28 protein-coding genes are annotated in these 25,480 nt (G+C 63.5%); 14 read left to right on the top strand and 14 right to left on the bottom strand.

Annotated features, from left to right (window positions below; genetic code table 11):
* The 3 genes from AC1Q6C_RS10985 to AC1Q6C_RS10975 form a co-directional block, all read right to left on the bottom strand.
* Positions 1 to 1,073, bottom strand: a 1,073-nt coding sequence (locus AC1Q6C_RS10985; RefSeq protein WP_492666615.1) for an Ig-like domain-containing protein, incomplete at its 3' end; no start/stop codon positions are given.
* A 657-nt stretch (positions 1,074 to 1,730) separates the two neighbouring features.
* Entirely contained in the window at positions 1,731 to 2,984 is a 1,254-nt protein-coding gene (gene serS, locus AC1Q6C_RS10980; protein ID WP_007736032.1) for a serine--tRNA ligase, read from the bottom strand.
* Positions 2,985 to 3,049: 65 nt separating this feature from the next.
* A complete protein-coding gene (locus AC1Q6C_RS10975; protein WP_047272770.1) occupies positions 3,050 to 3,445 on the bottom strand; it encodes an ankyrin repeat domain-containing protein in 396 nt (131 codons plus the stop codon).
* 70 nt (positions 3,446 to 3,515) lie between these two features.
* Here AC1Q6C_RS10975 and AC1Q6C_RS10970 point away from each other — a divergent pair, with 70 nt between their 5' ends.
* From AC1Q6C_RS10970 to AC1Q6C_RS10945, 6 genes are all read left to right on the top strand, one after another.
* A complete protein-coding gene (locus AC1Q6C_RS10970) occupies positions 3,516 to 4,622 on the top strand; it encodes a septum formation family protein (RefSeq protein ID WP_003945397.1) in 1,107 nt (368 codons plus the stop codon).
* A gap of 3 nt (positions 4,623 to 4,625) precedes the next feature.
* Positions 4,626 to 4,976: a metallopeptidase family protein gene (locus AC1Q6C_RS10965; RefSeq protein ID WP_007736028.1), complete on the top strand. Its 351-nt coding sequence runs from the start codon at positions 4,626 to 4,628 to the stop codon at positions 4,974 to 4,976.
* Positions 4,977 to 5,110: 134 nt separating this feature from the next.
* A complete protein-coding gene (locus tag AC1Q6C_RS10960) occupies positions 5,111 to 5,410 on the top strand; it encodes a PE family protein (RefSeq protein WP_003945399.1) in 300 nt (99 codons plus the stop codon).
* Between the two features lie 60 nt (positions 5,411 to 5,470).
* A complete protein-coding gene (locus AC1Q6C_RS10955; protein ID WP_030535831.1) occupies positions 5,471 to 6,724 on the top strand; it encodes a PPE domain-containing protein in 1,254 nt (417 codons plus the stop codon).
* Positions 6,724 to 7,542: an ESX secretion-associated protein EspG gene (locus AC1Q6C_RS10950; protein WP_065351768.1), complete on the top strand. Its 819-nt coding sequence runs from the start codon at positions 6,724 to 6,726 to the stop codon at positions 7,540 to 7,542. The genes AC1Q6C_RS10955 and AC1Q6C_RS10950 overlap by 1 nt, the downstream gene beginning before the upstream one ends.
* A gap of 40 nt (positions 7,543 to 7,582) precedes the next feature.
* Entirely contained in the window at positions 7,583 to 9,685 is a 2,103-nt protein-coding gene (locus AC1Q6C_RS10945; protein ID WP_065351767.1) for an acyltransferase family protein, read from the top strand.
* 9 nt (positions 9,686 to 9,694) lie between these two features.
* Here AC1Q6C_RS10945 and AC1Q6C_RS10940 read toward each other — a convergent pair whose 3' ends face one another.
* From AC1Q6C_RS10940 to AC1Q6C_RS10930, 3 genes are read right to left on the bottom strand one after another with little or no spacing between them, the layout of a single operon-like run.
* Positions 9,695 to 10,363 carry a histidine phosphatase family protein gene (locus AC1Q6C_RS10940; RefSeq protein WP_058038060.1) on the bottom strand — a complete coding sequence of 223 codons (669 nt, stop codon included), beginning with the start codon at positions 10,361 to 10,363 and terminating at the stop codon, positions 9,695 to 9,697.
* Positions 10,360 to 11,274, bottom strand: coding sequence for a prephenate dehydratase (gene pheA, locus AC1Q6C_RS10935; protein WP_003945402.1), 915 nt, complete (start codon positions 11,272 to 11,274; stop codon positions 10,360 to 10,362). The genes AC1Q6C_RS10940 and pheA overlap by 4 nt, the downstream gene beginning before the upstream one ends.
* A gap of 31 nt (positions 11,275 to 11,305) precedes the next feature.
* Positions 11,306 to 11,944: a hypothetical protein gene (locus AC1Q6C_RS10930; RefSeq protein ID WP_065351766.1), complete on the bottom strand. Its 639-nt coding sequence runs from the start codon at positions 11,942 to 11,944 to the stop codon at positions 11,306 to 11,308.
* A 139-nt stretch (positions 11,945 to 12,083) separates the two neighbouring features.
* Here AC1Q6C_RS10930 and AC1Q6C_RS10925 point away from each other — a divergent pair, with 139 nt between their 5' ends.
* The 5 genes from AC1Q6C_RS10925 to AC1Q6C_RS10905 all read left to right on the top strand — a co-directional run bounded on the left by AC1Q6C_RS10925 (position 12,084) and on the right by AC1Q6C_RS10905 (position 16,244).
* The gene (locus AC1Q6C_RS10925) at positions 12,084 to 12,863 is read left to right on the top strand and encodes a DUF2470 domain-containing protein (protein WP_003945406.1); all 780 of its coding nucleotides are present in this window, start codon (positions 12,084 to 12,086) and stop codon (positions 12,861 to 12,863) included.
* Positions 12,864 to 12,873: 10 nt separating this feature from the next.
* Entirely contained in the window at positions 12,874 to 13,695 is an 822-nt protein-coding gene (locus AC1Q6C_RS10920; RefSeq protein WP_372025854.1) for a CPBP family intramembrane glutamic endopeptidase, read from the top strand.
* 160 nt (positions 13,696 to 13,855) lie between these two features.
* Positions 13,856 to 15,091: an LCP family protein gene (locus AC1Q6C_RS10915; RefSeq protein WP_192712857.1), complete on the top strand. Its 1,236-nt coding sequence runs from the start codon at positions 13,856 to 13,858 to the stop codon at positions 15,089 to 15,091.
* A gap of 99 nt (positions 15,092 to 15,190) precedes the next feature.
* The gene (locus AC1Q6C_RS10910) at positions 15,191 to 15,661 is read left to right on the top strand and encodes a hypothetical protein (RefSeq protein ID WP_125050177.1); all 471 of its coding nucleotides are present in this window, start codon (positions 15,191 to 15,193) and stop codon (positions 15,659 to 15,661) included.
* Between the two features lie 37 nt (positions 15,662 to 15,698).
* Complete coding sequence (locus tag AC1Q6C_RS10905; RefSeq protein WP_003944176.1) at positions 15,699 to 16,244, top strand: ferritin; 546 nt, start codon at positions 15,699 to 15,701, stop codon at positions 16,242 to 16,244.
* Positions 16,245 to 16,255: 11 nt separating this feature from the next.
* Here the strand turns inward: AC1Q6C_RS10905 and AC1Q6C_RS10900 are convergent, their stop codons facing one another.
* On the bottom strand, positions 16,256 to 17,197 hold the full coding sequence (locus tag AC1Q6C_RS10900; RefSeq protein ID WP_007736006.1) for a cytochrome c oxidase assembly protein: 942 nt from the start codon (positions 17,195 to 17,197) through the stop codon (positions 16,256 to 16,258).
* 126 nt (positions 17,198 to 17,323) lie between these two features.
* On the opposite strand from AC1Q6C_RS10900, the gene AC1Q6C_RS10895 reads away from it, so the two are divergent.
* Positions 17,324 to 17,968, top strand: a complete 645-nt coding sequence (locus tag AC1Q6C_RS10895) for a DsbA family protein (RefSeq protein ID WP_054188666.1) — start codon at positions 17,324 to 17,326, stop codon at positions 17,966 to 17,968.
* Here AC1Q6C_RS10895 and AC1Q6C_RS10890 read toward each other — a convergent pair whose 3' ends face one another.
* Genes AC1Q6C_RS10890 through AC1Q6C_RS10880 form a run of 3 tightly spaced genes read right to left on the bottom strand, consistent with a single transcriptional unit; the run spans position 17,969 to position 19,930 of the window.
* Complete coding sequence (locus AC1Q6C_RS10890) at positions 17,969 to 18,916, bottom strand: M56 family metallopeptidase (protein WP_003944128.1); 948 nt, start codon at positions 18,914 to 18,916, stop codon at positions 17,969 to 17,971.
* Positions 18,913 to 19,272: a BlaI/MecI/CopY family transcriptional regulator gene (locus tag AC1Q6C_RS10885; protein WP_003944179.1), complete on the bottom strand. Its 360-nt coding sequence runs from the start codon at positions 19,270 to 19,272 to the stop codon at positions 18,913 to 18,915. The genes AC1Q6C_RS10890 and AC1Q6C_RS10885 overlap by 4 nt, the downstream gene beginning before the upstream one ends.
* A gap of 28 nt (positions 19,273 to 19,300) precedes the next feature.
* Complete coding sequence (locus AC1Q6C_RS10880; protein ID WP_075831782.1) at positions 19,301 to 19,930, bottom strand: M23 family metallopeptidase; 630 nt, start codon at positions 19,928 to 19,930, stop codon at positions 19,301 to 19,303.
* Between the two features lie 179 nt (positions 19,931 to 20,109).
* Between AC1Q6C_RS10880 and AC1Q6C_RS10875 the strand changes: the two genes are divergently transcribed.
* Together AC1Q6C_RS10875 and AC1Q6C_RS10870 are read left to right on the top strand one after the other, a co-directional pair.
* Complete coding sequence (locus AC1Q6C_RS10875; RefSeq protein WP_492666614.1) at positions 20,110 to 21,036, top strand: cation diffusion facilitator family transporter; 927 nt, start codon at positions 20,110 to 20,112, stop codon at positions 21,034 to 21,036.
* Between the two features lie 154 nt (positions 21,037 to 21,190).
* Positions 21,191 to 21,736, top strand: a complete 546-nt coding sequence (locus AC1Q6C_RS10870) for a ferritin (protein WP_030535839.1) — start codon at positions 21,191 to 21,193, stop codon at positions 21,734 to 21,736.
* Here the strand turns inward: AC1Q6C_RS10870 and AC1Q6C_RS10865 are convergent.
* The 4 genes from AC1Q6C_RS10865 to AC1Q6C_RS10850 are packed head-to-tail and all read right to left on the bottom strand — an operon-like array spanning position 21,733 to position 25,269.
* Positions 21,733 to 22,551, bottom strand: coding sequence for an alpha/beta fold hydrolase (locus AC1Q6C_RS10865; protein ID WP_003944129.1), 819 nt, complete (start codon positions 22,549 to 22,551; stop codon positions 21,733 to 21,735). The two genes, AC1Q6C_RS10870 and AC1Q6C_RS10865, sit on opposite strands and share 4 nt — an antisense overlap.
* Before the next feature lie 53 nt (positions 22,552 to 22,604).
* On the bottom strand, positions 22,605 to 23,519 hold the full coding sequence (locus AC1Q6C_RS10860; protein WP_003944127.1) for a DUF5926 family protein: 915 nt from the start codon (positions 23,517 to 23,519) through the stop codon (positions 22,605 to 22,607).
* Between the two features lie 11 nt (positions 23,520 to 23,530).
* Positions 23,531 to 24,295: a glycerophosphodiester phosphodiesterase gene (locus tag AC1Q6C_RS10855; RefSeq protein ID WP_003944175.1), complete on the bottom strand. Its 765-nt coding sequence runs from the start codon at positions 24,293 to 24,295 to the stop codon at positions 23,531 to 23,533.
* Positions 24,292 to 25,269, bottom strand: a complete 978-nt coding sequence (locus tag AC1Q6C_RS10850; protein ID WP_492666613.1) for a DUF4328 domain-containing protein — start codon at positions 25,267 to 25,269, stop codon at positions 24,292 to 24,294. The genes AC1Q6C_RS10855 and AC1Q6C_RS10850 overlap by 4 nt, the downstream gene beginning before the upstream one ends.
* Between the last annotated feature and the right edge of the window lie 211 nt (positions 25,270 to 25,480).

Here is a 25,480-nt window from a genome sequence, read left to right as displayed (position 1 = left end):
GCAGGCGCCGACGAACTCACAAACCCTGCACCAGCAGTGAAGTCAGCCGTAACACTCTGCGCACCAGCAACATCGAACGCATGCGACAGAGTCGCAACACCGCCACTCACCGTGACCGGGGAGCCGATTGCAGTGCCGTTCGACTTGAACTGCACCGTACCGACAGCATTGTTCGGAGCCACGGTAGCGGTCAGATCTACCGCAGTACCCGTGATTGCCGTAGCCGGAACCGAGAGCGCCGTCGTGGTCTCCACATCCACCGGAGCCGGATCGGACACCGTCACCGTCTGAGCAGGCGCCGACGAACTCACAAACCCTGCACCAGCAGTGAAGTCAGCCGTAACACTCTGCGCACCAGCAACATCGAACGCGTGCGACAGCGTCGCAACACCACCAGTCACCGTCACCGGCGAACCGATCGCAGCGCCATTCGACTTGAACTGCACCGTACCGACAGCATTGTTCGGAGCAACCGTCGCCGTCAGATCAACCGCCGTACCTGTGATGGCAGTAGCCGGAACCGAGAGTGACGTCGTGGTCTCGACATCCACCGGAGCCGAAGCAATGCTGATCGTCGCGAGTGGACCTGCACCAGCGTTGAGAGCGCTACCCTTCGCATCTCGAGGCGTGCATCTGGTCGGAGCCCATTGCGTGCCGAGGAGACTCGCTTTTGCAAGCTGTGTATTGAAATTTTTGTCGTTGCCGTATGTAGCAGCGTCACCGGCAGTTCTGACCTTCGGCTGAATCACACCGGATGCGCCGGCGATCATCGTAATATCGATTGCAGGCATCCTGAACCAACTGTCACCGTTGGTGTTGGTGCTCCCGTCGAGGTTCTTTTTCGTCTTGGGTGCGCGGATCCCACCCTCACTGTTCGTGCTGGTACTGGGACTGTTTCCGATCACCTCGTTGTTACCCGAGATTCGGAGATATGGACCCGCCGCGTCAGGGCTTCCAGCCTCGTTGATGCGGATGACACTGGGAGCGACGTTCTCCAAGTTGAACGAGGTTCCGGGCACGATCGCCGCACTGATGAAGGTGGCATTTGCCGGGACATCGAAATCGTTCTTCAAGCGCGACAAATTGGTTGTTGTGGCGCCCGAATCCGAGTTCGGAAAAGACTGTCCATTGGATTGCATTCGGATAGTGAAGGTTTCACCCGGAGCAACTGATGTGGGGGCATCCACGGTGACAAAACTCGTAGTCACTTTGTCGACAGTGATGAGTGCTTTCGCCTGGCAAGAGGTAGAGAAGTTGAATTGGCTTTGAACTGCTGAGGCTGGGGACCCGACCAGCAGCATTCCGGCGACCATGGCGGTTCCGGTTATGGGCACGGCGAATCGCCGCAACTGAGAGATTTGGGGCATGGGCACTTCCTTCGGAAGGGCAAACATGAGCAGTGGATTCGGACAAAACGTGTGCGCGCCGTCACAACATAACGAAAAAACTAGTACGTGTACTACTTTTGGCAAGACACTTGTCCAATTCACCCCGGACTCACCCTCGTATCACCAGACGCGGGATGGAAAAGCAGGGTATGGAAACTCGATTGAACGCAAAACTATCGCCAAAGCGGCCCATCGACAACGCTTTTGGTGGTCACCGCGCCAATCGGCGGGAAAAAGTTGATATTTCGTCAGTTCAGAAAAAGTTCCAAACCTACCAGTACGAAAGTACGAAAAGGGCCGCGACGGAGTCCGTCGCGGCCCTGATTGTGTTGGTTCAGCGTGTCAGCGAAGCACATCCGTGCCGACAAACGGCACCAATGCCTCGGGCACTCGCACCGAGCCGTCGGCCTGCTGATGGTTCTCGAGAATCGACACGATCCAGCGCGTCGTAGCCAAGGTGCCGTTGAGAGTGGCGGCCGTCTGCGGCTTGCCGTTCTCGTCGCGGTACCGAACTCCGAGGCGGCGGGCCTGGAACGTCGTGCAGTTGGACGTCGATGTCAGCTCGCGGTAAGTGCCCTGCGTCGGGACCCATGCCTCGCAGTCGAACTTACGCGCAGCCGAAGAACCGAGGTCTCCGCCGGCGACGTCGATCACGCGGTACGGAACGTCGATGGCTGCCAACATGTCTCGCTCCCACCCTAGGAGACGCTGGTGTTCGGCGTCGGCGTCCTCGGGACGGCAGTACGTGAACATCTCGACCTTGTCGAACTGATGGACACGGATGATGCCGCGGGTGTCCTTGCCGTAGCTTCCGGCCTCGCGGCGGAAGCACGAGGACCAACCGGCGTAGCGCTTCGGGCCTTCGTTCAGTTCGAGGATCTCGCCCGAGTGGTAGCCGGCCATGGGTACCTCGGAAGTTCCGACGAGGTACAGGTCGTCATCCTGCAAGTGGTAGATCTCGTCCGAGTGAGCACCGAGGAAGCCGGTACCGGCCATGATTTCCGGGCGTACGAGCACCGGCGGAATCATCATCGTGAATCCGTTGGCGATCGCCTTCTGCGCAGCCAACTGCAGCAGTCCGAGCTGGAGCATGGCCCCGTAGCCGGTCATGAAGTAGAAGCGCGAACCCGAAACCTTGGCGCCGCGTTCCATGTCGATCAGGCCGAGCGACTCGCCCAGCTCGAGGTGATCCTTCGGCTCGAAGTCGAACTTCGGAATCTCACCGACGTGTTCGAGAACGATGTAATCGTCCTCGCCGCCCGCCGGCGCACCTTCTTGTACGACGTTGGAAATCGCGCGGTGTGCGGCGTCGAGCGCGGCCTGCGCCTCGTGCTGCGCGGCCTCGGCTTCCTTGACCTTTGCCGCCAGTTCCTTGGAACCTTCGAGCAGTGCGGGACGCTCCTCCGGAGATGCCTGTCCGACCTTCTTGCCGAAGGCCTTCTGCTCTGCACGGAGGTTGTCTCCGGTCAGAACGGCAGCGCGTCGGGACGCGTCGGCTTCGAGCAGAGCGTCGACCAGTCCTGGATCTTCTCCACGGGTGCGCTGCGACTCGCGGACGATTTCGGGGTTCTCACGGAGAAACTTGAGGTCAATCACGACTTCGAACTTTACCCACTCACTGCAGCTCTCCGACGGTCACGTCCACGTCGGAGAGGGGGAGATCACGATTCGAGCAGACTCAGGTAGTCCTCGCGTCCGAACATCCGAGCCGCGTCGACGGCAGTCGGGTGTCCACCTTTCGGGTTGGCTCCCCCGCTCACCAGCGCTTTCACCACCGCATCCTCGCCCTTGAAGACCGCCCCGGCAAGGGGCGTCTGGTTCTTGTCGTTGGGCCGGTTGACGTCGGCGCCGCGCTCGATCAGGGCAACGACGGCGTCAGCGTGACCGTGGTACGCCGCCAACATGACGAGCGTGTCGCCACTCTCGTTGGTCAGATTGACGGGAACTCCGGCATCGACGTACGACGCCAGCCCGGCTGCGTCACCGGTTCGTGCCATGTCGAAGAGCCGGCCCGCCAGCTCGACAGCCTCGGGATCGAGTGGGGTGTTTTCGCTCATGACTACAAAATACTCACAGACGCGATTGTGAGTTTTGTAGTGAAGGTTCGATATCGCCACGGCAACAGGCATGATGGAATCGATGTCCGAAGACAAGATCGAGAAGTCGCCAGATCCGGCAGATCCCCAGGGGACGCCGGCGAAGAAAACTGTCTCAGCGAGTCGCACCCGTCGGGTCCTGGCTGCTGTGGCGGTAGGTGCGGTGGTCGCCGCGATCGCAACGATCGCGATTTCCGGTGGATTGAACAAGGACGACTCGTCCTCGGTCAGTGTCAGTGGCGGCGGTCCCGCAGCGACGGGATCGACTCGCGACGACGCCTTCACCGCGGCTGCGGCCGGCGACTGCCTCAACTGGACGCCTGCGACCGAGTCGGGCGGGGACCGCACGGACATGTCAAAGGTTCAGTGCGGAACTGAACACCGCTTCGAGGTTGCCGGACCACTCGACCTCTCGGTGTTCCCCGGCGCCGAGTTCGGCCCCGGTTCCCGGTACCCGGGCGCCCTTCGGTTCGCCGAACTACGCGACGAGCACTGCACACCCATCGTCATGTCCTACCTCGATTCGAAGTTCGATCCCAAGGGCAAGTTCAGCGTCGGCCTGATGTTCCCGAGCGAATCGGGTTGGGCTTCGGGTGAGCGCGCACTGCGTTGCGGCTTGCAGTTCTCGACCACGACCGGCGAACTACAACCGTTCGTGGGCCGCGTGGCGGACCAGGACCAGTCGAACGTGTGGGACGTCGGCACGTGCATCGGCATCAACCAGAACCTCCCGACCGATCCGGTCGATTGCGCGAAACCGCATGCATACGAGGTTATTTCGGTGATAGACCTCGGCACTCAATTCCCGGGCGCAATGCCGTCGGTCGAAGATCAGGACCGCTACCTCGAGGGCGTCTGCACTCAGGCGTCCAACGAGTATCTTGGTTCCGCAGACGCGCTTCGCGACAAGACGCTGACACTGTTCTGGGACAACATTTCACTGGAAAGCTGGTTGGCCGGCAGCCGCCGAGTCAATTGTTCGATCGGCAAAGAGGTCGAAACCGGCGGGTTTGCCGCGATCACCGGAAGCGCCAAGGGCGACATCCTGATCAACGGCGCCGCTCCGGTCCCGCCACCCGCTGCACCGGAAGGTCGGTCGTTGCCGACGCCGTTGCCCGGCGCAGCTCCGCCGTCGTAAGCCATGACGGTAACTATGACGCCCGACCGGTTCGAGGAACTGGTCGGCGAGGCGCTCGATCTGATTCCGCCCGAACTTGCCAAGGCAATCGACAATGTCGTGGTGCTTGTCGAAGCACGTGACGAGGAAGAGCCGGGGCTGCTCGGTTTGTATCAGGGCGTCGCTCTGACCGAGCGGGATTCTCATTACGGTGGGTACCTGCCGGACACGGTCACTATTTTCCGCGATTCGATACTCGACATCTGCGCATCCGAGGACGAGGTTGTTCACGAGGTTGCCGTGACCGTCATCCACGAGATCGCGCACTACTTCGGCATCGAAGAAGACAGATTGCACGAACTCGGCTGGGGCTGAGGGCAAAGTCGTCCGATTTCGGGGGGAACCAAAAGCGGGCGGTAGGCATCAAAGTATGTGCGGGGGGATATCGACGGCTGTGCGCACGGCCTCCCGACCACTTATCCGCCCTGGTCAGGAAGGAGTTCGGCACTATGCACGTCGACCCTCAAGCCCTAGTTGCCGCCGCAATGGAACTCGAGTCTGCGGCGACGCGATTGCGCGGAATCGTCTCTACTGCGCAGCCGACGCTACGCGTTCTCCCAGCGGGATCCGAAGAAGTGTCCGGTAGCGCGGCAAATTACTTCAACACCATCTCGGGCAGCCTTGCCTCGTCCACCGATCGGGCAATCGAGGAGCTCACCGCGGCTGCGGCAGCTCTGCGCAAGAATGCAGCTGCCTACGAGCTCGAAGACCAGCTCACCAAGTCCAGCCTGGCAGCCGCACCGATCTGATCGACAGAAATCGAGCTCGGTAACTCGGCAACACAGTCACACTTCCTGGGGGGAAGAACAATGGTCGGCATCACCGGCGTCATCTGGTATCCACGGGGCGCAGCACCCAACTCCGCAGCACTGGTCGCCGGAGCCGGGCCGGTCCCTCTCGGCGTGGCGGCCGGGGCCTGGTCCACCGTGTCGTCCGGACTGACCGACACCGCTGCATCAATCTCTCGCGTGATGGCGGACCTTCGCACCGGGTGGTCCGGAGAAGCAGCGGATGCCGCATTGAGCAAGTTCGCGCCGTTTCAGGAATGGGCTGCTGCTGCCGCGTTGCTCGCGGGAGAAACTGCAGGTAAGGCCCAGGTGCAGTCCGGTTCGTACACGGTTGCCACCCTCGCCATGCCGTCCCTGGCCGAGATTGCAGCAGTTCAAGCGGCCAAGGTCGCCGCGTATTCCATCGGCGGGGCGCTGGTAGGCGGAGCCGCTGCAGCCGAGGCTGCCGAAGAAGCTCTCAAAATTCGAGCGGCGGTGACAATGGAAACGTACGACGCCGCAACGGCCCATCTGGCCGTGCAGCAGAACTTCGACTCACCACCGTCCATCGCGGAACCCACAGCTGGGGCATCCGCTTCGGCCGAAAGCCCAGGCAGCGCCGCACGACAGTCCGTCGTGCAAGCGGCATCCACGCTCGCTGACGCAATCGCGGATCCCGTGCGCGCCGCCACCGCTGCTGTCGCATCCGTAGTTTCCAACCCGGTATTTGCCGCCGCTGCCTCACAGGCCGGTGCCATCTCCGGTGGAGTTGCCACCGCAGCCAGCGCCACCACCACCGCAGTCACAGGCGCCACCACTGCCGCATCAGCTCTCGCGACGGCAGGAGCAGGACTCACCGGACTGGGCGGCGCGGGACTCGGCGGCGCAAGACTCGGCGCTTCCACACCATCACTGTTCGGCACCCCGTCGGCAAGCCGGGCACCGGCACAGGTCAGCGCAGCATCCGCGACTACCGGAGCCGGAGCAATCGCGGGCTCGTCGTCGAGCAGCAGCACCGGTCGGCACGCTCTTCCTGATCCCTCCACCGGCCAGAGCGCCACGCGCCAGAACCCCGTGACCTCGCCGGTTCAGGGCACCGCGGATACCGTCAAGGTGGATCCGGCCCGAACCGCAGGCGGATCTGCGCCGATCGCCGGCGGCCGTCATGCGGCCCAATCTGAAGACGAGACCGAGCACGACACACCCGATTACCTGAAGCACTTCGAGCACTTCGCCGACGGCCGAACAGTCATCCCGTCCGTGATCGGTGGCGCACTCGAAACTGCAGAGCATTGATGGTGGACCTCGGCACCTCACCTGAGGGGTGGAATTTACCTGTCGTCGCCCTGTCACAGGACGAAATCGACTATGTACGTGAGCGACTCGGACTCGATGCGCTTCCCGTGGTTCTCGGTGGCGCGACGGTTCACGGCAGTGCGAGCGCTCACCGTACGGCGATGCAGTCCGCGGCAGATTCACTCTCCGAGCGCGATCTCCTCCCCGGCGGGGAGATCCATCACGAACTCAGTGCCCGCCTGCGCGTCCTGACCCACCCCAAGTGGGAGTTGGCGCTGCGTCGGCATGTCGGCGGAAGCATTTCACGCCTCTGCGTCGCGCAGGGCGAATTCCTTTGTGTCGAAGCGACTTCAACTGATTCTTCGTTCGCATTGCGCAGCGTCACCGCCGAAGCGACTGCACCCGTTGTCACCGCGCTCGGCAGCGCCGAAGCAATGCCGATTGCCGTGATCAACGCACCGACCGAGATGCTCAGCCTGGCATTCGGCGCCGGCCCGGATGCAGGCAGCGTAACCTCGGCCTTGATCAACGCCGGGATACCCGAAGACGACGCGCGCCAACTGGGTAGCGCAATCGTCACATGCACCGCCTTCGCCGAATTGGTCGGAATACCACACAGTTTGGGAGCGACGACGCTCATGACCGGCGCAGTGACTGTGTACGACACCTTGTCGGGTCGGCTGGTCGGTTCGACCACTCGGGCCGCCGACGGCACCGAATGGACGTCCATCAGTTCCGGAACATCCCATCGCCTCCGACAAGCCGTGAACGCGCTGGTAACCGAACTCGAGGAATCGGCGCCGGAGACTTCCGGGTAACCTCGGGGCGTCCCTTCAACGCCCGGAGCCTTACTTCAGCATGCAGTTCTCGCGTCAACCGTCGTCACCGGGCGAACAAGGCTCGGTCGCCACGATCGACCGGCCGAACGAAGAACGGGCAACAACACCGCACCGACAAGACCTGAACGGACTGCGTGGCCTCGCCATCGGTTTGGTGGTCGTGTTCCACGTGTGGTTCGGACGGGTATCGGGCGGGGTGGACGTCTTCCTGGTTCTGTCCGGATACTTCTTCGTCGGCTCACTGGTTCGACGCGCCGAAGCCGGGGGTTCACTCAACCCGGTCCCGGCACTGCGGCGGGTGTTTCTGCGGCTGTTCCCCCTGATCGCGGTGGTCAGCATTTTGACCGCACTGGGGACCGCGTTGCTGCTGCCACGCACACGCTGGGCCGATCTGGGCGATCAACTGATCGCGGTGCTCGGGTTCTTCCAGAACTGGCAGCTCGCCAGCACCGCAAGCGACTACCTGGCCGCCGACGGCTCGGTCACTCCCCTGCAGCACCTGTGGTCGATGGCCGTACAAGGTCAGTTCTATCTCCTGGCCATCGCACTGGTCTCCGTGATCGCTTATGTCGCTTCACGCGTGAATCCCAACTATTTCCGCCCGTCACTCGCGGTCACCCTTCTGGTTCTGACCGCAGGATCTTTCCTCTACGCACTCGCCAAATCTTCGCGTCACCAAGCCTGGGCGTACTACGACTCCGGCGCCAGGTTGTGGGAATTGGCCCTCGGTGGTCTGCTGGCCGTTCTGATGACCAGCACACGCAGTCGGCAGATCGCATCCCTGCCGTTCTCGGTCAGAGCAACGATCGGCTGGGCGGGGCTTTCGTCGATCCTGTTGTGCGGCATAGTGCTCGACGGCGCCCAGCAGTTCCCCGGCCCGTGGGCGCTGGTGCCGGTGCTGGCCACTCTTGCGCTGATCCTGTCCGGAGTCGGCGACGACACGCCTTGGACGTCGAAGACGCTCGCCCATCCGGCACTGACGTGGCTCGGCTCGTTCGCATTCGCGCTGTACCTGATTCACTGGCCGATTCTGGTGTTTGCACTCGTGATCACCGGACGCCCCGAAGCCGGCCTGCTCGGTGGGGCACTGATCATCGCCCTCTCCGTCGCGGGGGCGCTTGCACTCCGGCGCCTGATCGAGGTTCCGGTGGAACGTGGAGGCCGCTCGCGCCGGTACACCGTCCTGGCATGCGTCGTCACCGCTGCCGTGGTCCTCGCCGCTTCGGTCGCCTGGCAGTCGTACGCGAGCAGCCAGACGACGGGCCAGCGGGCAGTCGACACCCTCGACCTCTTGACCCATCCCGGCGCACTCGCGCTCACCGACGGTGCCGAAGTACCCAAGGCGTCGATGGTTCCCTCGATCTTCGATGCGCCACTGGACCTTCCGGCCAGTACGCTCGACGGCTGTATCGCCGATTTTCTCGAGCGGGACGTCGTCCACTGCACCTACGGCGACGCCGACGCCGACAGAACCATCGCCCTCGCAGGTGGTTCGCACTCCGAGCACTGGCTCACTGCGCTCGACGAACTCGGCAAGAGTCACGGGTTCCGCGTCGACACGTATCTGAAGATGGGCTGCCCGCTCACCATCGACTCCATGCAGACGTTGTCGGACAACGACTATCCGGATTGCGTCGACTGGTCGCGTGGAGTGCTGACCGAGTTGGCCGACGCCTCACCCGATTTCGTGTTCACGACGGCAACCAGGCCGAGTTCCGACGGCCCTGGCGACGTGACGCCCGAGTCTTACGTACACGTGTGGGAGGAACTGGGGCGCGACGGTATCGACGTACTCGCCATCCGCGATACCCCGTGGCTGCACCACGACGGCGTCGCCTACCGCGCGATCGACTGTCTGGCGACAACCACGTCACCCGATCACTGCGCGATGCCACGGTCCGAAATGCTCAGCGACGTCAATCCGGCGCCGTCGGCGATCGGCGATCTGACCAACGTCCGTCTACTCGACCTCAGCGACGGCGTCTGCGGACCGGAGTTGTGCCGCGTCGTGGAGGGAAATGTGTTGGTGTATCACGATTCCCACCACCTGACAGCCAGCTACGTGAGCACGCTGTCCGCTGAACTCGGGCGCCAACTGAGCGTCCAGACCGGTTGGTGGTGAAGCCGACCGTCAGCCCATCACGTCGTCGGCACCGGGGATGAGTCGATGCTCGAACGGCGGGTTGACGGTTCCCCAGCGCAGGCACTCCCAACCGCCGTCGACCGAAGGCAACAGTTCGACGGTCTCGGTGTTGGCCAAGTGGTTGTTGGCTGCGAACAGACCGGGGACACCGGCAAGCTGGGCTGCGACAAGACGGATCGCCGCACCATGACTGACCACGACGATGTCGCCGCCGTCTCGTGAGCCTTCGAGAAATTCTTCGCGCAACGAATTGACGACGGGGACGTACCGCTCCAGGACGTCGTATCCCGTTTCACCACCGGGGATGCGAGCGCCGAGGTTGCCGGTGTGCCAGTGATGGAACGTCTCCATGAACAGTCGGTGCGCGGCCTCGTCGGTACGATCTTCGAGGTCACCGGCCTGCACCTCGTGCAATCCGTCCCGCACATCCAGAGTGACACCGGCGGCCTGCTCCACGAAACCTGCGGTCTGCCGGGCACGCAAAGCCAACGACGATACGAGTGCCAGCGGAGGCGCCGAAGCCAGGCCGATGCCCAACGTCTCGGCCTGCGCCAACCCTTCCGGCGTGAGCTTTGCTCCGGGTAGTGCGGTGTCGAGACGTTTGGCGACATTCGCCTCCGTCTGACCGTGCCGAACGAGGATGAGCCTTCCGGTCATCGTTCTCCCCCTCCATGCTTGAGTTCGTCGATCCACCGAATCGCTTCTTCGTCCGAAGGAGGTTGTGGCCCGGTCGAATTCGCTGTCGCCCACGACCCCAGGAAGCGGACTCCGGATTTACGATGCAGCGCACGCATCGCCTCGGCCACCAGCGAGTCCTCGACGTGTCCGACGCAGTCCACGAAGAACCGGTACGTGCCCAATTCCGTTCGCATCGGCCGTGATTCGATCCGAGTCAGGTCGATACCGCGAGCGGCGAATTCGGAGAGTGCACGCACCAGGGAGCCGGGAGCGTTGTCGAGATGAAGCACCAGCGCGGTGCGATCGGCACCGGTCCGCGCCGGAACCGGGGCCGGCTTGGTGACCAACACGAAACGTGTGCGGGCGCCGCCTACATCGGCGACGTTGTCCGCCAGGCTGTCGAGTCCGAGCATCTGACCTGCCAAAGCCGTGGACACACCGGCGTCGACGGTTCCGGCCTGCACATCCAGGGCCGCACCGGCGTTGGACGACGCCAACACCACCTCGGCCTGGGGCAGGTTCTCGGCGATCCATCCGCGGACCTGCGCGCCCGCATGCGGGTACGCGCCGATCGTTCGGACCTGATCGGCGGTGGTCCCGGCCCGAACCAGGATGGAGAAACTCACGTCCAGATCGGTTTCGGCGACGATCTGCAGCGGAGAACCGAGAGCGAGTGAATCGAGCGTCGGAGCTACGCCGCCTTCCACCGAGTTCTCGAAGGGAACCACGGCTCCGTCCACGGAACCGTCGCGAACCATGTCGAGAGTCGCCGGTGGACTGCCGGCCGGTACTCGCTCGACGGTTTCGCCGAACGCGCCCTCAGCCTCCAACTGGGCGAGAGCTATCTCCGTGAAGGTTCCCGACGGACCGAAATACGCGATTCTTGGCACGCCTAAAAGATTACGCACCGACCCACGCCGGTCACTGCAAACCCGCGGCACGCAAAGCCGTTTCCACTGCAGGCAGATCCGCGACCTCGATCGTGAGCAGCACCTCACGCATGGCCGACGCGGCTTCGGGGATCAGCGCGGCAAGTTTTTCCGGCCTCGGATCGACCATCGCGGCGCGCACGTCGTCGCCGCGCAGTGCAGCGACGGTGCCACACAGCAGGGCGATCACCTCGTCGCCGTCGGCCGCGCGGGCTACGAAACCGACGGACTCGTGCGCGAGTACCGCCAGGAAATCAGCCACTTCGGTGGGCGTAAGACCGGCGGCGAGTCCGGGGATCCGGCCACCTTCGCACAGACGCAGCGCCGCTTCGGCGGGTGTCAGATCCTCTTCGCCGCCGTCGACATACACAGCGAGCGGAGCGGGCAGGCGCAGCGCGATCGCGTCGTCGATCTGGTCGGTGGTGACGTCGACGTCGAATCGGACGGCCTCGTACGACGCTTCCGTGTCCGCACGCAGTTCTTCCGGATCGATATCGAGACGGACGACAACCCGGCCTGCTGCTTCGCCACCGATCAGAACCGACGCCGGAACAACCGGGAGAAAGAGTGCTTCGAGGAGTCCGCGCGAGTTTCTCGGGGCGGGCAGCCCGAGTGAGAGAGGAATGGCCACAGACAAACCGTAACCCCGGCGCAGGCGGCGGATTCCACGCGAGTTGCGCAAAAGTCTTGCGATTCACACCGAAGCGCCTTAGGTTAGGGTTACCTCATCATCCGATGGAGTTCGAGAGAACACCCGCCAAGGGGGCAGCATGGCAACGAAGACCAGCACCGGCCCGTCCACCGCCGAACGCGTCCGCAGCGCCTGCGTGCGCGCACAAGACGCAGTTCTCGCCATCGAAGGCAGCGATCCCACCGTCACGTCGGTGCATCACCTGCGTTCGAACGGTGACGTCGTCGTTGCAGTCCCACATGCCTCCGCAGCTGCGGCCCTGGCCTGGAACTCCGGCGGCGGCGGCCTGCCTGCCGTCCTCGAGATCACCGATCACGCACCACTGCGGCTGCGTGAGCCCGTACGCTCCCTCGTGTGGCTTCGCGGCTCGTTGCACGCCGTGCCCGACTACGAGGCACGCGTTCTCGCCGACGACGTCGCATCCGAACATCCCCACCCGGGGCTCCTCGACATCGGCCACACCTCGGTCCTCCTTCGCTTGAGCCTGGCTTCGGCTGTAGTCGCTGATTCAACGGGGGCAGAACCCGTCGCCGTGGACGAACTGCTGAACGCCAGCCCCGATCCCTTCTGGGAAATGGAGACCGCATGGCTGCAGCATCTCGACGAAGACCACCGCGACCTCGTGGACCTGCTCGTGCGCAAGCTTCCCCCGTACATGCGCACCGGACGCGTTCGCCCACTCGGCATCGACCGCTACGGACTTCGCCTGCGGGTCGAGGATCACACCGGTGACCGCGACGTGTGGATGCCGTTCGCCAACCCCGTCGACGACGCTCCCGCGCTGAGCCGCGCCATCCGAATGCTGGTCGGGTGCCCTTTCCTCAACGGCCTCCGATCGGGCGGCGCATCAAACGGCTAGCGTTGCGCGGGTGAATGCCCGCGAAACCGTCCGCACCTGGTTACGGCCGCCGTCTCCCGTCCCGGCCGGCCCGGCCCTCGATCCGGCCGCCAGACGCGGAGTCTGGATCGAGATCACCATCGTTCTGCTGGTCACGTTCGGACTCAGCGGATTGTCCGGGATCCTCTCGCTCGCCGAATCCCTGGCGACGCCGGTTGCGCTCTCGGATCAGACGGTTGCACTCAACCCGTCGCGGGCCGCCATCGACTGGATCGACCTGGCGCGCCAATTGCTGGGCGTCGCAAAGCTTCTCGCGTGGGCAGCGCTGGGACTCTATCTACTGTGGCGTTCGGGGATCGGTCCACGTGCTGCGGGACTGACCCCCAAGCCTCGATTCGGGCGCGACATAGCACCGGGATTCGGCCTCGCCGCTGTGATCGGTCTCCCCGGTCTGCTGTTCTATCTCGTGGCTCAGGCACTGAGCATCAACCTCACCGTCCAGGCCAGTGCGCTCGACGATCACTGGTGGCGAGTGCCGATCCTCGTACTGTCCGCGATCGCGAACTCCGGTGCCGAAGAGGTGCTGGTCGTCGCCTACCTGATCACTCGCCTCCGAACGCTGGGTTGGAGCGAGAACAAATCACTGCTCGCGTCGTCACTCCTGCGCGGCAGTTACCACCTCTATCAGGGATTCGGTGGCGGCGTCGGAAACGTGATCATGGGGCTCGTGTTCGGCCGGTACTGGCAGCGCACCGGGAAACTCTGGCCGCTGGTCATCGCCCACGCTCTCATCGACATGGTGGCGTTCATCGGTTACGCCCTCCTGCGCGATCACGTCTCCTGGCTGCCGTGACCGGTACCGTGAACTGGTGACCGGCGACTCCGAATATCCTCAGCGCCCTCCGCGGCGCCAGCCGCCAGGGCCACCTCCGCGTGGACCGATGCCTCCGAGGCAGAACCCTCCACGCCAGAATCCACCCCGTCAGGGCCCACCCCCGCAGCGGCGTCCACCGATGCCGCCGGAAGGGCCGACGGTCATTCGCCGCGACGGACGCCCGCAGCAGCAGAATCCGGCCAATCAGGCCTGGTCACAGGTCCCACCACAAGCGCCGCAGCAGCCCAGGCGTGAGGACTGGGCGCCGACCCAGCGCCCGCAACCGTTTCAGGACGACCCGCGCAGGCAGGGCCCGCCGCGTCAGGATCCGCAGCGCCAGGCGAAGTACGCGCCCGCACCGCCGCGCCGAACCCCGCCGAACGCCCCGCCGCGCCCTCCCGAACCTCCGAAGCAGCGACGCCCCCGCAAGCGTCGTAGCTGGGGTAAACGTATCGGCATCACGTTGTTGGTCTTGCTGCTCGCGCTGGCCGGCGCGCTCTATTACGTCGACAGTTCGCTCAATCGAATCGACGCGCTGCCCGACTACGCGGGACGCGTCGCCGATACTCCGGGCACGAACTGGCTGATCGTCGGGTCCGACAGTCGTGAGGGGCTCACCCCCGAGCAGGAGCAAGCCCTTGCGACGGGCGGTGACACCGGTCCCAAGCGCACTGACACGGTCATCTTGGTCCACGTCCCCAAAAGTGGGAAGACGACTATGGTCAGCATCCCTCGCGATTCGTACGTTCCGATTCCCGGCTACGGGTCGGACAAGATCAACGCCGCCTTCGCCTTCGGTGGCGCTCCATTGCTGGTGCAGACCGTCGAAGAGGCAACGGGGCTTCGCATCGACCACTACGCCGAGATCGGATTCAGCGGGTTCGCCGGCATCGTCGACGCCGTCGGTGGCGTCAACGTGTGCCTGGCACAGCCGATCGACGATCCACTGGCCGGGATCAACCTCCCCGCCGGATGCCAGGACTTGAAGGGTTCGGACGCACTCGGGTTCGTGCGAACTCGCGCAACGGCGCTCGCCGACCTCGACCGCATGAACAACCAGCGCCAGTTCATGTCGGCGTTGCTGTCGAAGGCGACGAGTCCGACCACGTTCCTCAATCCGTTCCGGTTGTGGCCACTCGTCTCCGATACCGCCAAATCTCTACAGGTCGACGAAGGCGATCACATCTGGAATCTGGCCTCACTCGCCTGGGCGCTTCGCGGCGGGATGACCACCACGACGGTTCCGGTCGCCGGTTTCGAGGACGTGGACGGTTCGGGCAACGTGTTGTTGTGGGACAAGGCGCGCGCTTCGCAGTTCTTCGACGCCCTGGCCAACGATCAGCAGATTCCACAGGATCTGATCACCACGGGGTAATCGCCCTGAGTTCCGGTAGTACCGCGGGAGGACAAGCCCGGCGAACAAATCGCTTTCCGGCAGGACGCGGAATCGGCGGCCGAAAAATACCGTGAAGGTATGAACACAACACACCGCCGATTCCGCACTCTCGCCGTCGTTGCCGCCGCCGTCGGAGCTGCTGCACTCGTGACGTCCTGCTCCGGAACCTTCGAGAAGTTCGACGAATCCAAGGCGTACAAGAAAACCGAAACCTTCTCTTTTGCACAAGCATCCAACGGAATCGACACACTGCCGAGTTGGGTTCCCGCCGGCGCAACGGGTATCGACGAGGTCATCCGCACCACCGGCAACGAACGCATCCTGCGAATGACTGCGAACATCGCGGAGATAGATCACAACAGCTGCATCGCACGACCCACCGTCGAAACTCGTCCCGCATCGTTGTCCGCACAGTGGTGGCCGACGGGGGTCGAGAAGGGCAGTTCTTTTCAGTGCGGCGATTGGTACGTCGGCGAAAAGGACTCGTTCGTCTACGGGTACCGACCGGAAACTGTGGGCTTCGTCATCGATCAGCTCGACAAGAAGTAGCTCCCTCTCAGCGGCGACGACCCAGTAACCTGTTGGGATGACACAGGCGAAGAACTCGAGCGAATTCACCACTCTGCTGCGTCAGCAGATCCGTAACGAGTTCACTGCATCGCAGCAGTACATCGCGGTAGCGGTGTACTTCGATGCACACGATCTTCCGCAGATGGCCGCGCGCTTCTACAGCCAGGCCACCGAGGAACGCGGTCACGCGATGATGATGATCCAGTACCTGCTCGACAACGACCTCGACGTGGACGTTCCGGGCATCGACGACGTCGTGACGAAGTTCGACAGTGTCCGGGCTCCGGTCGAGTTGGCACTCGAGCAGGAGAAGACGGTCACGGAGCAGATCACGCAGCTGGCACGCACCGCGCGCGATACCGGCGACTACCTGGGCGAGCAGTTCATGCAGTGGTTCCTCAAGGAACAGGTCGAGGAAGTGGCAAGCATGACAACACTTCTCACCATCGTCGACCGCGCCGGCGACAACCTGTTCCACCTCGAAACGTTTGTCGCACGCGAGATGAACACCCCGGCCGCTGCCGACGCAATGGCGCCGACGCCCGCCGGCGGCGGCGTCTGAGGGCCACCGGCCTACCGAGTCTCAGGCCGCTCGGCGGCGTTCAGTGATCTGAGGAAATTGTTGTACGCCTCAAGATCACTGTCGCCGTCGATCTCGGCGCGGCGGTCCAGGTCGGCATTCATCCGTTTGTCGTCGCGGTTCCAGCGCATCGCGAAGATCACGACCACCACCAGCGCGACGGGCTCTCCGTACGACCACGCGAGGGCGCCCGCCAGCTGCTGATCCTGCATCACGTCCACGCCCCACTCCGGAGGCGGATCCACGAACGTGGTCAGCAGCGGCTTTGTCGCCATCATGAGTACGACGCCGATGAACACGTGCAGCGGCATCTCCACGAACAGGTCGAAACACCGGCCGAGGTAGCTCTGTCGCACCGGCAGTGGGCCGGTGGCGAGCACCGGCATGATGAATAGCAGACCGCTGGCGAGAAAGAAGATCTCGAGAAAGACGTGTCCAGCCGGTAACGCCGAGACGGTGTCGAAGATCGGCGACAGGTAGATCCCGTAGTAGCTGAACAGAAATACCGGGATCGTGAACCCGGGGTGCAGCATCCACCGCGCCGGACGGCTGCGCAATGCCGAGAGGGCAAGCGCGAGAATGCCTTTTCCTATTCCTCGGTGCGGCGTCGAACGTAGTAGCAGCAGTCCCGGCGAGCCCAGTACCCAGAGCGGCGGGATCGCCATCGAGAGCGTCAGGTGTTGGAACATCCAGACGCTGAAGAGTTCGTAGCCGTAGCTCTCGACCTTCAGTCCGGTCACCGCGATCAGCAGCAGGCACCCACCGAGGAAACACGCTGTCCGATGCCACGGCCACGGTCGCCCACTCGCGCGAACTCGCTGAGCGCCAGTCCAATACCAGAGTGCAAGAACAACTCCCAGGGCAGGAAGAAGCGGGAGGGATGAGGTATCCCACTCCAGCATCTGCCCGATCGACGGCGGCGGCGTGTCATTCACGAACGCTTCACCGGCGGGTCCTCCTTCGTCTCCATGCGGGTACCGTCGACTCTACACCTAACTACTATGTTGGATAGTATTTAGGAATTCGACGGAAGGTACAGGTGCACAGCAGTGTCCAGAAGCATGAAGATATCCGCCGCCCTGATCGCGGTGTTCGCGGTAGCACTGATCACGTTCATCACCGTCGATCCGATTCGGGCAGACAACGAGAACGCCGATCGGGCAGCACAATCCACCGCCGTCCTCACCGACGACGCGTACCGATTGACCTCGGCCGCCGACGGCAAGGTGAACCTGGTCGAGTTCCTCGACTTCGAATGCGAAGCCTGCCTCGCGCTGTACCCGACGATGGAGCGGATCAGAGCGGAGTACGAGGGTCGAATCACGTTCGGCATCAGATACTTTCCGATTCCGAGTCACACCAACAGCACTCTCGCGGCGCAGGTCGTCGAATCCGCATCTCGCCAGGGCAAATTCGTCGAGATGTACAAGCAAATGTACGAGACGCAGTCGCAATGGGGTGAATCCGCCGAATCACAGGAGGCGCTGTTCCGTTCCTACGCACAAGATCTCGGACTTGACATGGCCCGATTCGAATCCGACCTCGGCAGCCGCGGCGTCCGCGAGCGGGTCGAGCGCGACTTCGAAGAAGGCCGACGCCTCGGCGTCCAAGGTACTCCGACGCTGTTCCTCAACGACGTGAAGCTGGACCAGATGCCGAGCTACGAGCAGTTGAAAGCCCAGATCGATTCGGCCTTGGGAGAATGATCAGGTCAGAACAGCGCAGATCCCCGCGGAGACGGCCACCGTCACGGCTGCGGCAACGGCCGTCGTGACAGCGGCCGGCGCACAGGCCGCCACCGCGCAGGTCAGTCGCCGAGGCGACGCCACGTCGCCGTCGACCAGGGAACTCAATCGCACCGCGGTCGCGCTGCCGCGATCGCTCAAGCTCCAGTCCGGCTGAGGAAGCGGCGATTTCGACACCACGGCAAGGGCGGAACGCACCGCAGCCGGGCTGGTGACGCGAGCGGCGTGTCTGTCCGCCGACAGTTCGACGATCGCGCCGACGGCAGCGGGTGCCGCCGCGAACAACGGCACTCGCGGAAGAACAGCGGCCAAGACTTCGCACGCACCGACAATTCGGTGATGACCGCCGCTCAGGTGTGCACGCTCGTGCGCGAGGACAGCATCCCGCTCGCCTCCACTGAGAGCGGATGACAAGCCTTGCGTCGCAACAACAAATCCAGGCTTTCCGGCGACGCTGTACGCCATAGGCAGCGGATGATCCAGCCACAACACGTCGGACTCCGAGTTGTCGCGGCGCGCGACGATCGAGAGAACATCACGATGGAAATCTCGGACCCTCGCGTGCTCACGTGCCTGCTTGCGGCCGGCCAGCACGATCCGAACAGCGATCACACCCACCACAGCAACGGCTGTGCCGGTGATCAGTTCACCCACCCATGAACTCGTGCCGTGCGCGAAGGCGCTGAAACACCGAGCGATACCGTCGACCAGCCCCTCGACCGGCGCGTGGCTCGGCCACACCAGAACCAAGACCGCGGAGAGAGCGAGATACAGAGCCGACGCCATGCTGCCGAGCCACGCCGCGAGCAGCACCGCCGGTGACAACGCCGAGGAAACGGCTCGCAACACTCTCGGAACCAGGAATCCCACGAGCATCGCACCGAGAAACATCGGCAACGCCAATGTCATTGCACACCTTCCCCGGAAAGACCCCGGCGCAGGGCCTCGTTCTCGGCATCTGTCATGGTCTTGGCGAAGTGCAACAGCACGGCAGCGGAATCGGAACTGCTGTCCAACAATTCGCGCAGTGCTCTGGATGTGGCCTCTTCACGGCTGCGACTCGGCCGATAGAAGTAGGCGCGACTCTTCTTCTCACGACTCACCCAGCCCTTGTCGTAGAGATGCGTCACGACGGTCAGGATGGTGGTGTACGCAAGTTGTCGACGCTCACCCAGGGTCTCGACCAGATCCTTGACCGAGAGCGCGTCGTCGGACTGCCAGAGCACATCCATGACCTCGGCTTCGAGTCCGCCCAGCCCCTGCATTGCTCCTCCATCGCGTCGTGACAGAACTTCAGTCGCCCGTGGTCTTCTCCCCGAACGACACGCCCCGGGAATTCAGGTACACGAGCGGATCGGTCTTCTGTCCGTCAGATTGCCACACCTCGTAGTGCAGGTGTGGTCCTGTCGATTGTCCACGATTGCCCACGGTCGCGATCAACTCACCCGCCCGCACCTTCTGACCCGCAACCACGAGCGCCTCGTTGATGTGTCCGTAGACGCCGACGGTCCCGTCGTCCTGCTGGATGCGGACCCAGAGCCCGAATCCCGCGGCGGGACCGGATTCGAGCACAACACCGTCGGTCGCCGACACGATGGGCGTTCCGATCGCGTTCGCGATGTCGAGACCGTAGTGGGTGGTTCCCCACCGTGGACCGAAGTTGGACGTCATCGTCCCGCTGACGGGGGCCATCACCTGTGGCTTTTCGGCCTCGAACGCCAGCGCCGCTCGCTCGGATTCGAGTTGTCGCGTCTTGCCGAGTTGTTCGGCTATTCCGGCAAGATCCGTCGGCCGGACAAGGTCGAGGATCTCCGGCGCCGACACCGCAGATGCATCCTCGACTGCAATCGGCGGCGGCGACGCGTGCCCGATGGAAGTGCCGGACGCGAGGATTGCACCCGTCGCCACGGAAACCGCGGCCATGCGCCCGCCGGGTCTGATCGGCTCGGATTTTCGATGTCTTCCCACTTCTCGGTCCTCGCGTCGATGACAAATGAAGGTCTACGCCGCCACCTTACAACTATGTTGCATAGTTTTTAAGACATGCACTATTGCGCATATATGCATATGTGTCTATGCTGGCGTCGACGAAAGGACCTTCGATGTCACACGGACACGGGCACGGAATCTCCCCCGCCGAGGCTGCGACCAGCAACAGCGGCAAGCATGTCAACAAACTGTGGATCGCCGCCGGCCTCGGGTTGGTGACCTTCGTGCTGCAGGTGACGGTCGGCCTCTTCACCTCGTCACTGGCCCTGCTCTCGGACTCGGCGCACGTGTTCACAGACATCTTCGGCATCTTCATGGCGCTCGCCGCGATCCTCGTCGCACAGCGTGCCGCCCGGCGCCCCGACCGTACTTTCGGCATGTACCGCGCGGAAGTGTTTGCGGCACTGGCCAATGCGATCCTGCTCTTCGCAGTCGCCGGGTGGGTGCTTTACGAGGCCGCCAGCCGCTTCACGGATCCGCCCGAGGTTCCCGGCCTTCCCGTCGCGACAGTCGCCGTCGTCGGTCTGGCGATGAACGTCATCGCCTTCCTCATGCTGCGCAGCGGCGCGAAGGAAAGCATCAACATCCGCGGCGCCTACCTCGAAGTCATGGCGGACATGGTCGGGTCCGTCGGCGTCCTGGTCAGCGGCTTGGTCACGCTCGCGTTCGGTTGGCGCTACGCCGACCCCGTCATCGGCGTCGCGATCGGCCTCTTCGTCTTGCCACGTGCCTTCAACCTGGGCCGCCACGCCGTTCGCATCCTCCTCCAGCAGGCTCCCGACCGCATCGACGTCACCTCGATCATCGAGAAGATCAACGCTCTGCCGGGAGTCGTCGACGCGCACGATCTGCACGTCTGGACACTCACCTCGGGGATGGAAGTTGCTTCCGTTCACGTCACCGCGGTCAGTGACGCCGATCCCACAACGGTGCTCGCAGCAACCCGAACCTTGCTTGCCGAGGTATTCGAACTGGGGCACGCCACCGTACAGGTGGAACTACAGGGAAGCGACGGTAAATGCGCGGAACTCGCCTGGTGAAATGGACATTCCTAAATGAAACATTCGAATTCACCGGGCTCGATAACCTCACCGAATTCGAAGAAAAATTAGGTCTTCTTTAGTTTGGGAACGCTTACCACAATAAGGTCATACTGGGATGACAGGGCCTCTGACCTGCACTATCTTGGAATTCATGACTTCTGGGGAGACTCACATGACCAAATTCCACGCACTACTCCGAGACCAGATTCGCAACGAGTTCAACGCTTCGCATCAGTACATCGCGACAGCGGTTTACTTCGACAATGCGGATCTGCCACAGTTGGCAAAGCACTTCTACAAGCAGGCTGTGGAAGAGCGTAACCACGCCATGATGATCGTTCAGTATTTCCTCGATCGCGACATCAATGTCGAACTCACCGGCGTCGACGCCGCGAAGGCCGACTTCAAGGATGCCCGCGAGCCCATCGCTCTCGCGCTGACGCAGGAGAAGACGGTCACCGAGCAGATCGTCCAGCTCGCGAGCACTGCCCGCGAAGAAGGCGACTACCTCGGCGAGCAGTTCATGCAGTGGTTCCTCAAGGAGCAGGTCGAGGAAGTTGCAAGCATGACAACACTTCTCACCATCGCGGACCGCGCAGGCGCCAACCTGTTCGACCTCGAAGACTTCGTGTCCCGCGAGATGAGCACCGTCGGTGACACCACCGGTGCACCGAGCGCAGCCGGCGGAACCATCTAGCCTGCAGCACTCACGGATTTTGCCCTCGAGCCGAACGGTTCGCTTCCTGCCAGCAGGATCGAACTGATCAGCTCGGGGGCATCTGTCATCGGTACGTGCCCAAGGCCGGGCAGAACCATCAACTTTGCCTGCGGGAACGGCTTTTTCACGCGCTGCGCCTGATACACGGGCAGGATGAGATCGCGTCGACCCCACGCAACCGTCACCGGCACAGTGGGATCCACGATGGGCGGCAGCACGAAGTCCATCTCGAGACCGAGATCGACGAGTTCGTTCGACACGAGCGAACGGCAGTCGGCCAACGCCGCTGCATAACCGACATGACTCGGATGAGCGAAGAACGCGGCGAGCGCCGGATAGCGAATCAGCTTGTACCGCAATGCGCGTGGCAATCCGTCACCCATGAGCTTGGCCGTGCCGCGCAGTGCACGGAACGTGTTGATCGCTCGCACCTGATCGAGGTGATTGACAAAGAACCCGGCCGGCGAAAGAGCTGTCGCCGACGCGACATCTCCGCGCGCTGCCAGCGAGAGGGCAATCCAGCCGCCGAGGGAGTTTCCCGCGACGTGGGCACGCTCCCCCGCCGGCGTCACTTCCTTGACGAACTCACTGACATCGTCGATCAGCTGTCCCATGACGTCCGGACCGAGTTCGGGCAGCAGCGACTCTCCGTGACCCGGCAGGTCGACGGTGACGACGCGGCGGTACGGCGTCAGCTGGTCCAAAAGCGAATCCCACGCCTGCCGTCGATGGACGATGCCATGGACGAGCACAAGCGTGGGACCACTACCGGAGATGTCATGCGACAAGGTCATGTCACCAACATTAACCGTAACTTCGCGTAACGCCTATAGTTCGGGCGAAAAAATCAGCGCAGCGTGACCTGACGACCACGAAGTCCGTCGCGCGAGCGAAGCTCGGCCGAGGTCAGCGGAGCATCGACGGCCAGAGCCTCGGCAAGACGCTCACCGAGCTCGACGGTTGCCGCTACCCACTCGTTTGCATGCTTTTCGCGGTCGAGGTCGAAGACGGGAACCAACAGGCCGTGGGTGCGGAACGAGCCTGCGTAGCGCGAGCCCTCACCCAGATGCAGTCCACCGGTCGCGTGCACGCGCGCCAGCGCGAGCATCAGGTCGTCTTCGCTCTCGGGACGAACCCAACGCAGGTGCGCCTTCTCGCCGGCGTCGACCCACCACGCGGCAACGAGGCCGTCGCCTTCGAGGCGTGCAGAGGGCATGATCGCCGAGTTGGCGTGCTGCACGGTGGCGGCAACCTCGGGATCGGTTTCGACGCCCTCGGGGATCCACCAGTTGAAGTTCTGGTGCACGGTGATGTCGAGCAGGGCCGAGGGATCGACGACAGCGGTGACTGCGGGGGTCTCGGAATCGGGGTTCGCGGCAGAAAGCGCGTCGCCGGGGGCCGCGTCCTTGATCCAGTTCACCGAAGCGGCGAGGTCTGCGCCGAGGTCGGCCGAGTGCGCCTGAACCTGGACACCGACAAATCCTGTGGCCGTCTCGCCCTCGTCGCGGACGAGTGCGGCAACAGCGCCGGGGAGGACCGTTGCCAACGTGACGGGACGGTCGGAGCCGATGACCGGCAACGGAGCCGTGGCGGACGGAACGAATTCGCGCAGCGCAACCAGATCGCACTCGGCGGCAAGGCCCTCGAACGGGCGGCTGACTACGCCGGCAGCGGCTTCACGCTCTGCTTGGCGTGCCGCCAGCTTCTCTGCGCGTGCGCTGCCCTGCTTCGGTCCACTGTTTCTTTTGCTCTTCTTGGCCACGAGGGCAAAATCTACACGCTGCCCAGCCATTGCTTCGTGCGCCCGGGATGGTTGGTGGCAACCCAACTGACCCCGAGCTCACGACACAGGTCCACATCCGCCTTGTCGTCGACGGTCCAGCAGTACGTCGCGCGACCCGCAGCAGCGGCCCGATCGACCAGATCGGGATGTTCGCGCAGCGCCTTGATCGACGGCCCGATCGCCGTAGCGCCCACAGCCGTCGACGCACCGCCGCCGAGGTACCGCGACGCGTCACCGAGCAGGACCGTCGGCAGCAGCGGTGCCGAACGACGCACTCGCCACACCGCACTCGCCGAGAAAGACATGACGACAGCGCGCGAATGATCGGCCGACGGCGGTGACGCGATCCCGAAGCGGTGCAGTTCCGCCAGGAGTTTGGCTTCGACCAATCCGCCGAACCTCACGGGGTGCTTGGTCTCGATGAACAGCTTCACCGGGCGCGCAAAATCCAGAGCGAGGGTGATGAGGTCGGAGAGAGTCAGCAGTTCGGCCGGTTCGCTCGTCGACCCGTAGTCCAGAGCGTTCAGCGAATCGAGCGTCATCTCGCTGACGATCCCCGTGCCGCTGGAGGTGCGGTCGACCTTGCGGTCGTGAACGCAGACCAGGTGTCCGTCGCGGGTGAGCCGGACGTCGCATTCGAGCCCGTCGGCACCCTCCTCGAGGGCCAGTTCGTAGGCGGCGAGGGTGTGCTCCGGCCGCGCAGCCGACGCACCTCGGTGCGCAACGACGAGTGGACCTCGACGATCTGGGCTCACAGGGCAGCGGTCTCCTTCTCGTCCAGCACCGTCTTCTCTTCCAGCACCGTCTTTTCTTCCAGCACCGAGCGCGGCACTGGCACCCACCGGGTTTCCGATTCCGGTTCACCGCGCCAGCTCTTGCGCTCGATCCGGCGGATCACGACGAGTGTCAACGCCGCGGTGACGGCAGCGATCAGTGCGATGAAAGCGTTCAGCAGAACCCCGTCGGCCATTGCCTGAATCCCCGGGCGTGATCGCCAGTACGCGTTGACCACCAGCAGCAGAGCGCTGAATCCCCAGAAGCCCCACCAGATCTTGACCAGCAGGGTTCCGCGCGGATCGCGGCGGACCAACTCGAAGAGATAAACGGCCGGCATCACCAGGTTGAGGATCGGCACAGCGCAGCCGACGACAACTTCCGACGCTGTGCGTGGATCGGATTCCCGGACACCTGCGAAGTGTTCACGACGCCGACGAAGCAGCCAGCACACAGCGGCGATTGCCGCGAAGACCGAGATCAGCAGTCCACCCAACTGAGTGAAGTACACGGCGGCGTCGGAGACCGTGAGCAGCGGCTGCGGGATCAGCCTGGTGCGGTTGCGGACCAGGATCGCGTATCTGCCCAGTTCGGCGAACACTGCCAGTCCGTAGAGGATCGTTGCGAGCGTCAGCAACGGCCCGGCTCGGTCGGCCATCCGGTCCGCTCGCGAGGGCGGCACCGGTGAGGTGTCGACGACGTCCCGGAGTCCCCACTGCGGGACAGCGTCGTAGCGCGGAGTGGAGAAGCTACGACGCACTGGTGCGTCCCCCACGCCGCGGGGGTCGGACGGGGAGCGCGCGATCCAGCGGAAGCCACGGCGGTTGGGCGGTTGGTAGATCTCGGTGCGGGTGGGGATCAGCAGGACGCCGCTGCAGCGCGGGCACCACTGCGTCGGGCCGCCGACGACAGGCCAGCGTGCGGCGCACCGGGCGCAGACCTGAACGACACTCACAACTTCGATTCTGTCACGCCGTATCGGTAACGGCAGCAAATGGATTCACTCCCGATTTGTGATCGAACCTCCACCGCGTTCACCTGCATTGTTCGAATAATGTGACCTCCACCACTTAAAAACTCGAGTTATCCACAGTTTCCACAGGTTCATCCACAGTTCTGGATGAATGAATCGGGCTTTATCCACAGGTCACGGGCAAGACCCTGAG

The organism is Rhodococcus sp. MT28 (genome assembly GCF_058792695.1).
The sequence above is the reverse complement of the archived record's forward strand: the minus strand, read 5'-3'. Positions and strand labels throughout refer to the sequence as shown.

What these genes read in the sequence shown, in the direction of transcription:
- AC1Q6C_RS10970 (WP_003945397.1), top strand. Translation starts at nt 3,516, where the DNA reads ATGATGGAATCGATGTCCGAAGACAAGATCGAGAAGTCGCCAGATCCG.
- AC1Q6C_RS10910 (WP_125050177.1), top strand. Translation starts at nt 15,191, where the DNA reads ATGAACACAACACACCGCCGATTCCGCACTCTCGCCGTCGTTGCCGCC.
- AC1Q6C_RS10895 (WP_054188666.1), top strand. Translation starts at nt 17,324, where the DNA reads ATGAAGATATCCGCCGCCCTGATCGCGGTGTTCGCGGTAGCACTGATC.
- AC1Q6C_RS10965 (WP_007736028.1), top strand. Translation starts at nt 4,626, where the DNA reads ATGACGGTAACTATGACGCCCGACCGGTTCGAGGAACTGGTCGGCGAG.
- AC1Q6C_RS10875 (WP_492666614.1), top strand. Translation starts at nt 20,110, where the DNA reads ATGTCACACGGACACGGGCACGGAATCTCCCCCGCCGAGGCTGCGACC.
- AC1Q6C_RS10890 (WP_003944128.1), bottom strand. Translation starts at nt 18,916, where the DNA reads ATGACATTGGCGTTGCCGATGTTTCTCGGTGCGATGCTCGTGGGATTC.
- AC1Q6C_RS10905 (WP_003944176.1), top strand. Translation starts at nt 15,699, where the DNA reads ATGACACAGGCGAAGAACTCGAGCGAATTCACCACTCTGCTGCGTCAG.
- AC1Q6C_RS10925 (WP_003945406.1), top strand. Translation starts at nt 12,084, where the DNA reads ATGGCAACGAAGACCAGCACCGGCCCGTCCACCGCCGAACGCGTCCGC.
- AC1Q6C_RS10885 (WP_003944179.1), bottom strand. Translation starts at nt 19,272, where the DNA reads ATGCAGGGGCTGGGCGGACTCGAAGCCGAGGTCATGGATGTGCTCTGG.
- AC1Q6C_RS10950 (WP_065351768.1), top strand. Translation starts at nt 6,724, where the DNA reads ATGGTGGACCTCGGCACCTCACCTGAGGGGTGGAATTTACCTGTCGTC.
- AC1Q6C_RS10915 (WP_192712857.1), top strand. Translation starts at nt 13,856, where the DNA reads ATGCCGCCGGAAGGGCCGACGGTCATTCGCCGCGACGGACGCCCGCAG.
- AC1Q6C_RS10945 (WP_065351767.1), top strand. Translation starts at nt 7,583, where the DNA reads ATGCAGTTCTCGCGTCAACCGTCGTCACCGGGCGAACAAGGCTCGGTC.
- AC1Q6C_RS10955 (WP_030535831.1), top strand. Translation starts at nt 5,471, where the DNA reads ATGGTCGGCATCACCGGCGTCATCTGGTATCCACGGGGCGCAGCACCC.
- AC1Q6C_RS10880 (WP_075831782.1), bottom strand. Translation starts at nt 19,930, where the DNA reads ATGGCCGCGGTTTCCGTGGCGACGGGTGCAATCCTCGCGTCCGGCACT.
- AC1Q6C_RS10960 (WP_003945399.1), top strand. Translation starts at nt 5,111, where the DNA reads ATGCACGTCGACCCTCAAGCCCTAGTTGCCGCCGCAATGGAACTCGAG.
- AC1Q6C_RS10940 (WP_058038060.1), bottom strand. Translation starts at nt 10,363, where the DNA reads ATGACCGGAAGGCTCATCCTCGTTCGGCACGGTCAGACGGAGGCGAAT.
- AC1Q6C_RS10865 (WP_003944129.1), bottom strand. Translation starts at nt 22,551, where the DNA reads ATGACCTTGTCGCATGACATCTCCGGTAGTGGTCCCACGCTTGTGCTC.
- AC1Q6C_RS10975 (WP_047272770.1), bottom strand. Translation starts at nt 3,445, where the DNA reads ATGAGCGAAAACACCCCACTCGATCCCGAGGCTGTCGAGCTGGCGGGC.
- AC1Q6C_RS10870 (WP_030535839.1), top strand. Translation starts at nt 21,191, where the DNA reads ATGACTTCTGGGGAGACTCACATGACCAAATTCCACGCACTACTCCGA.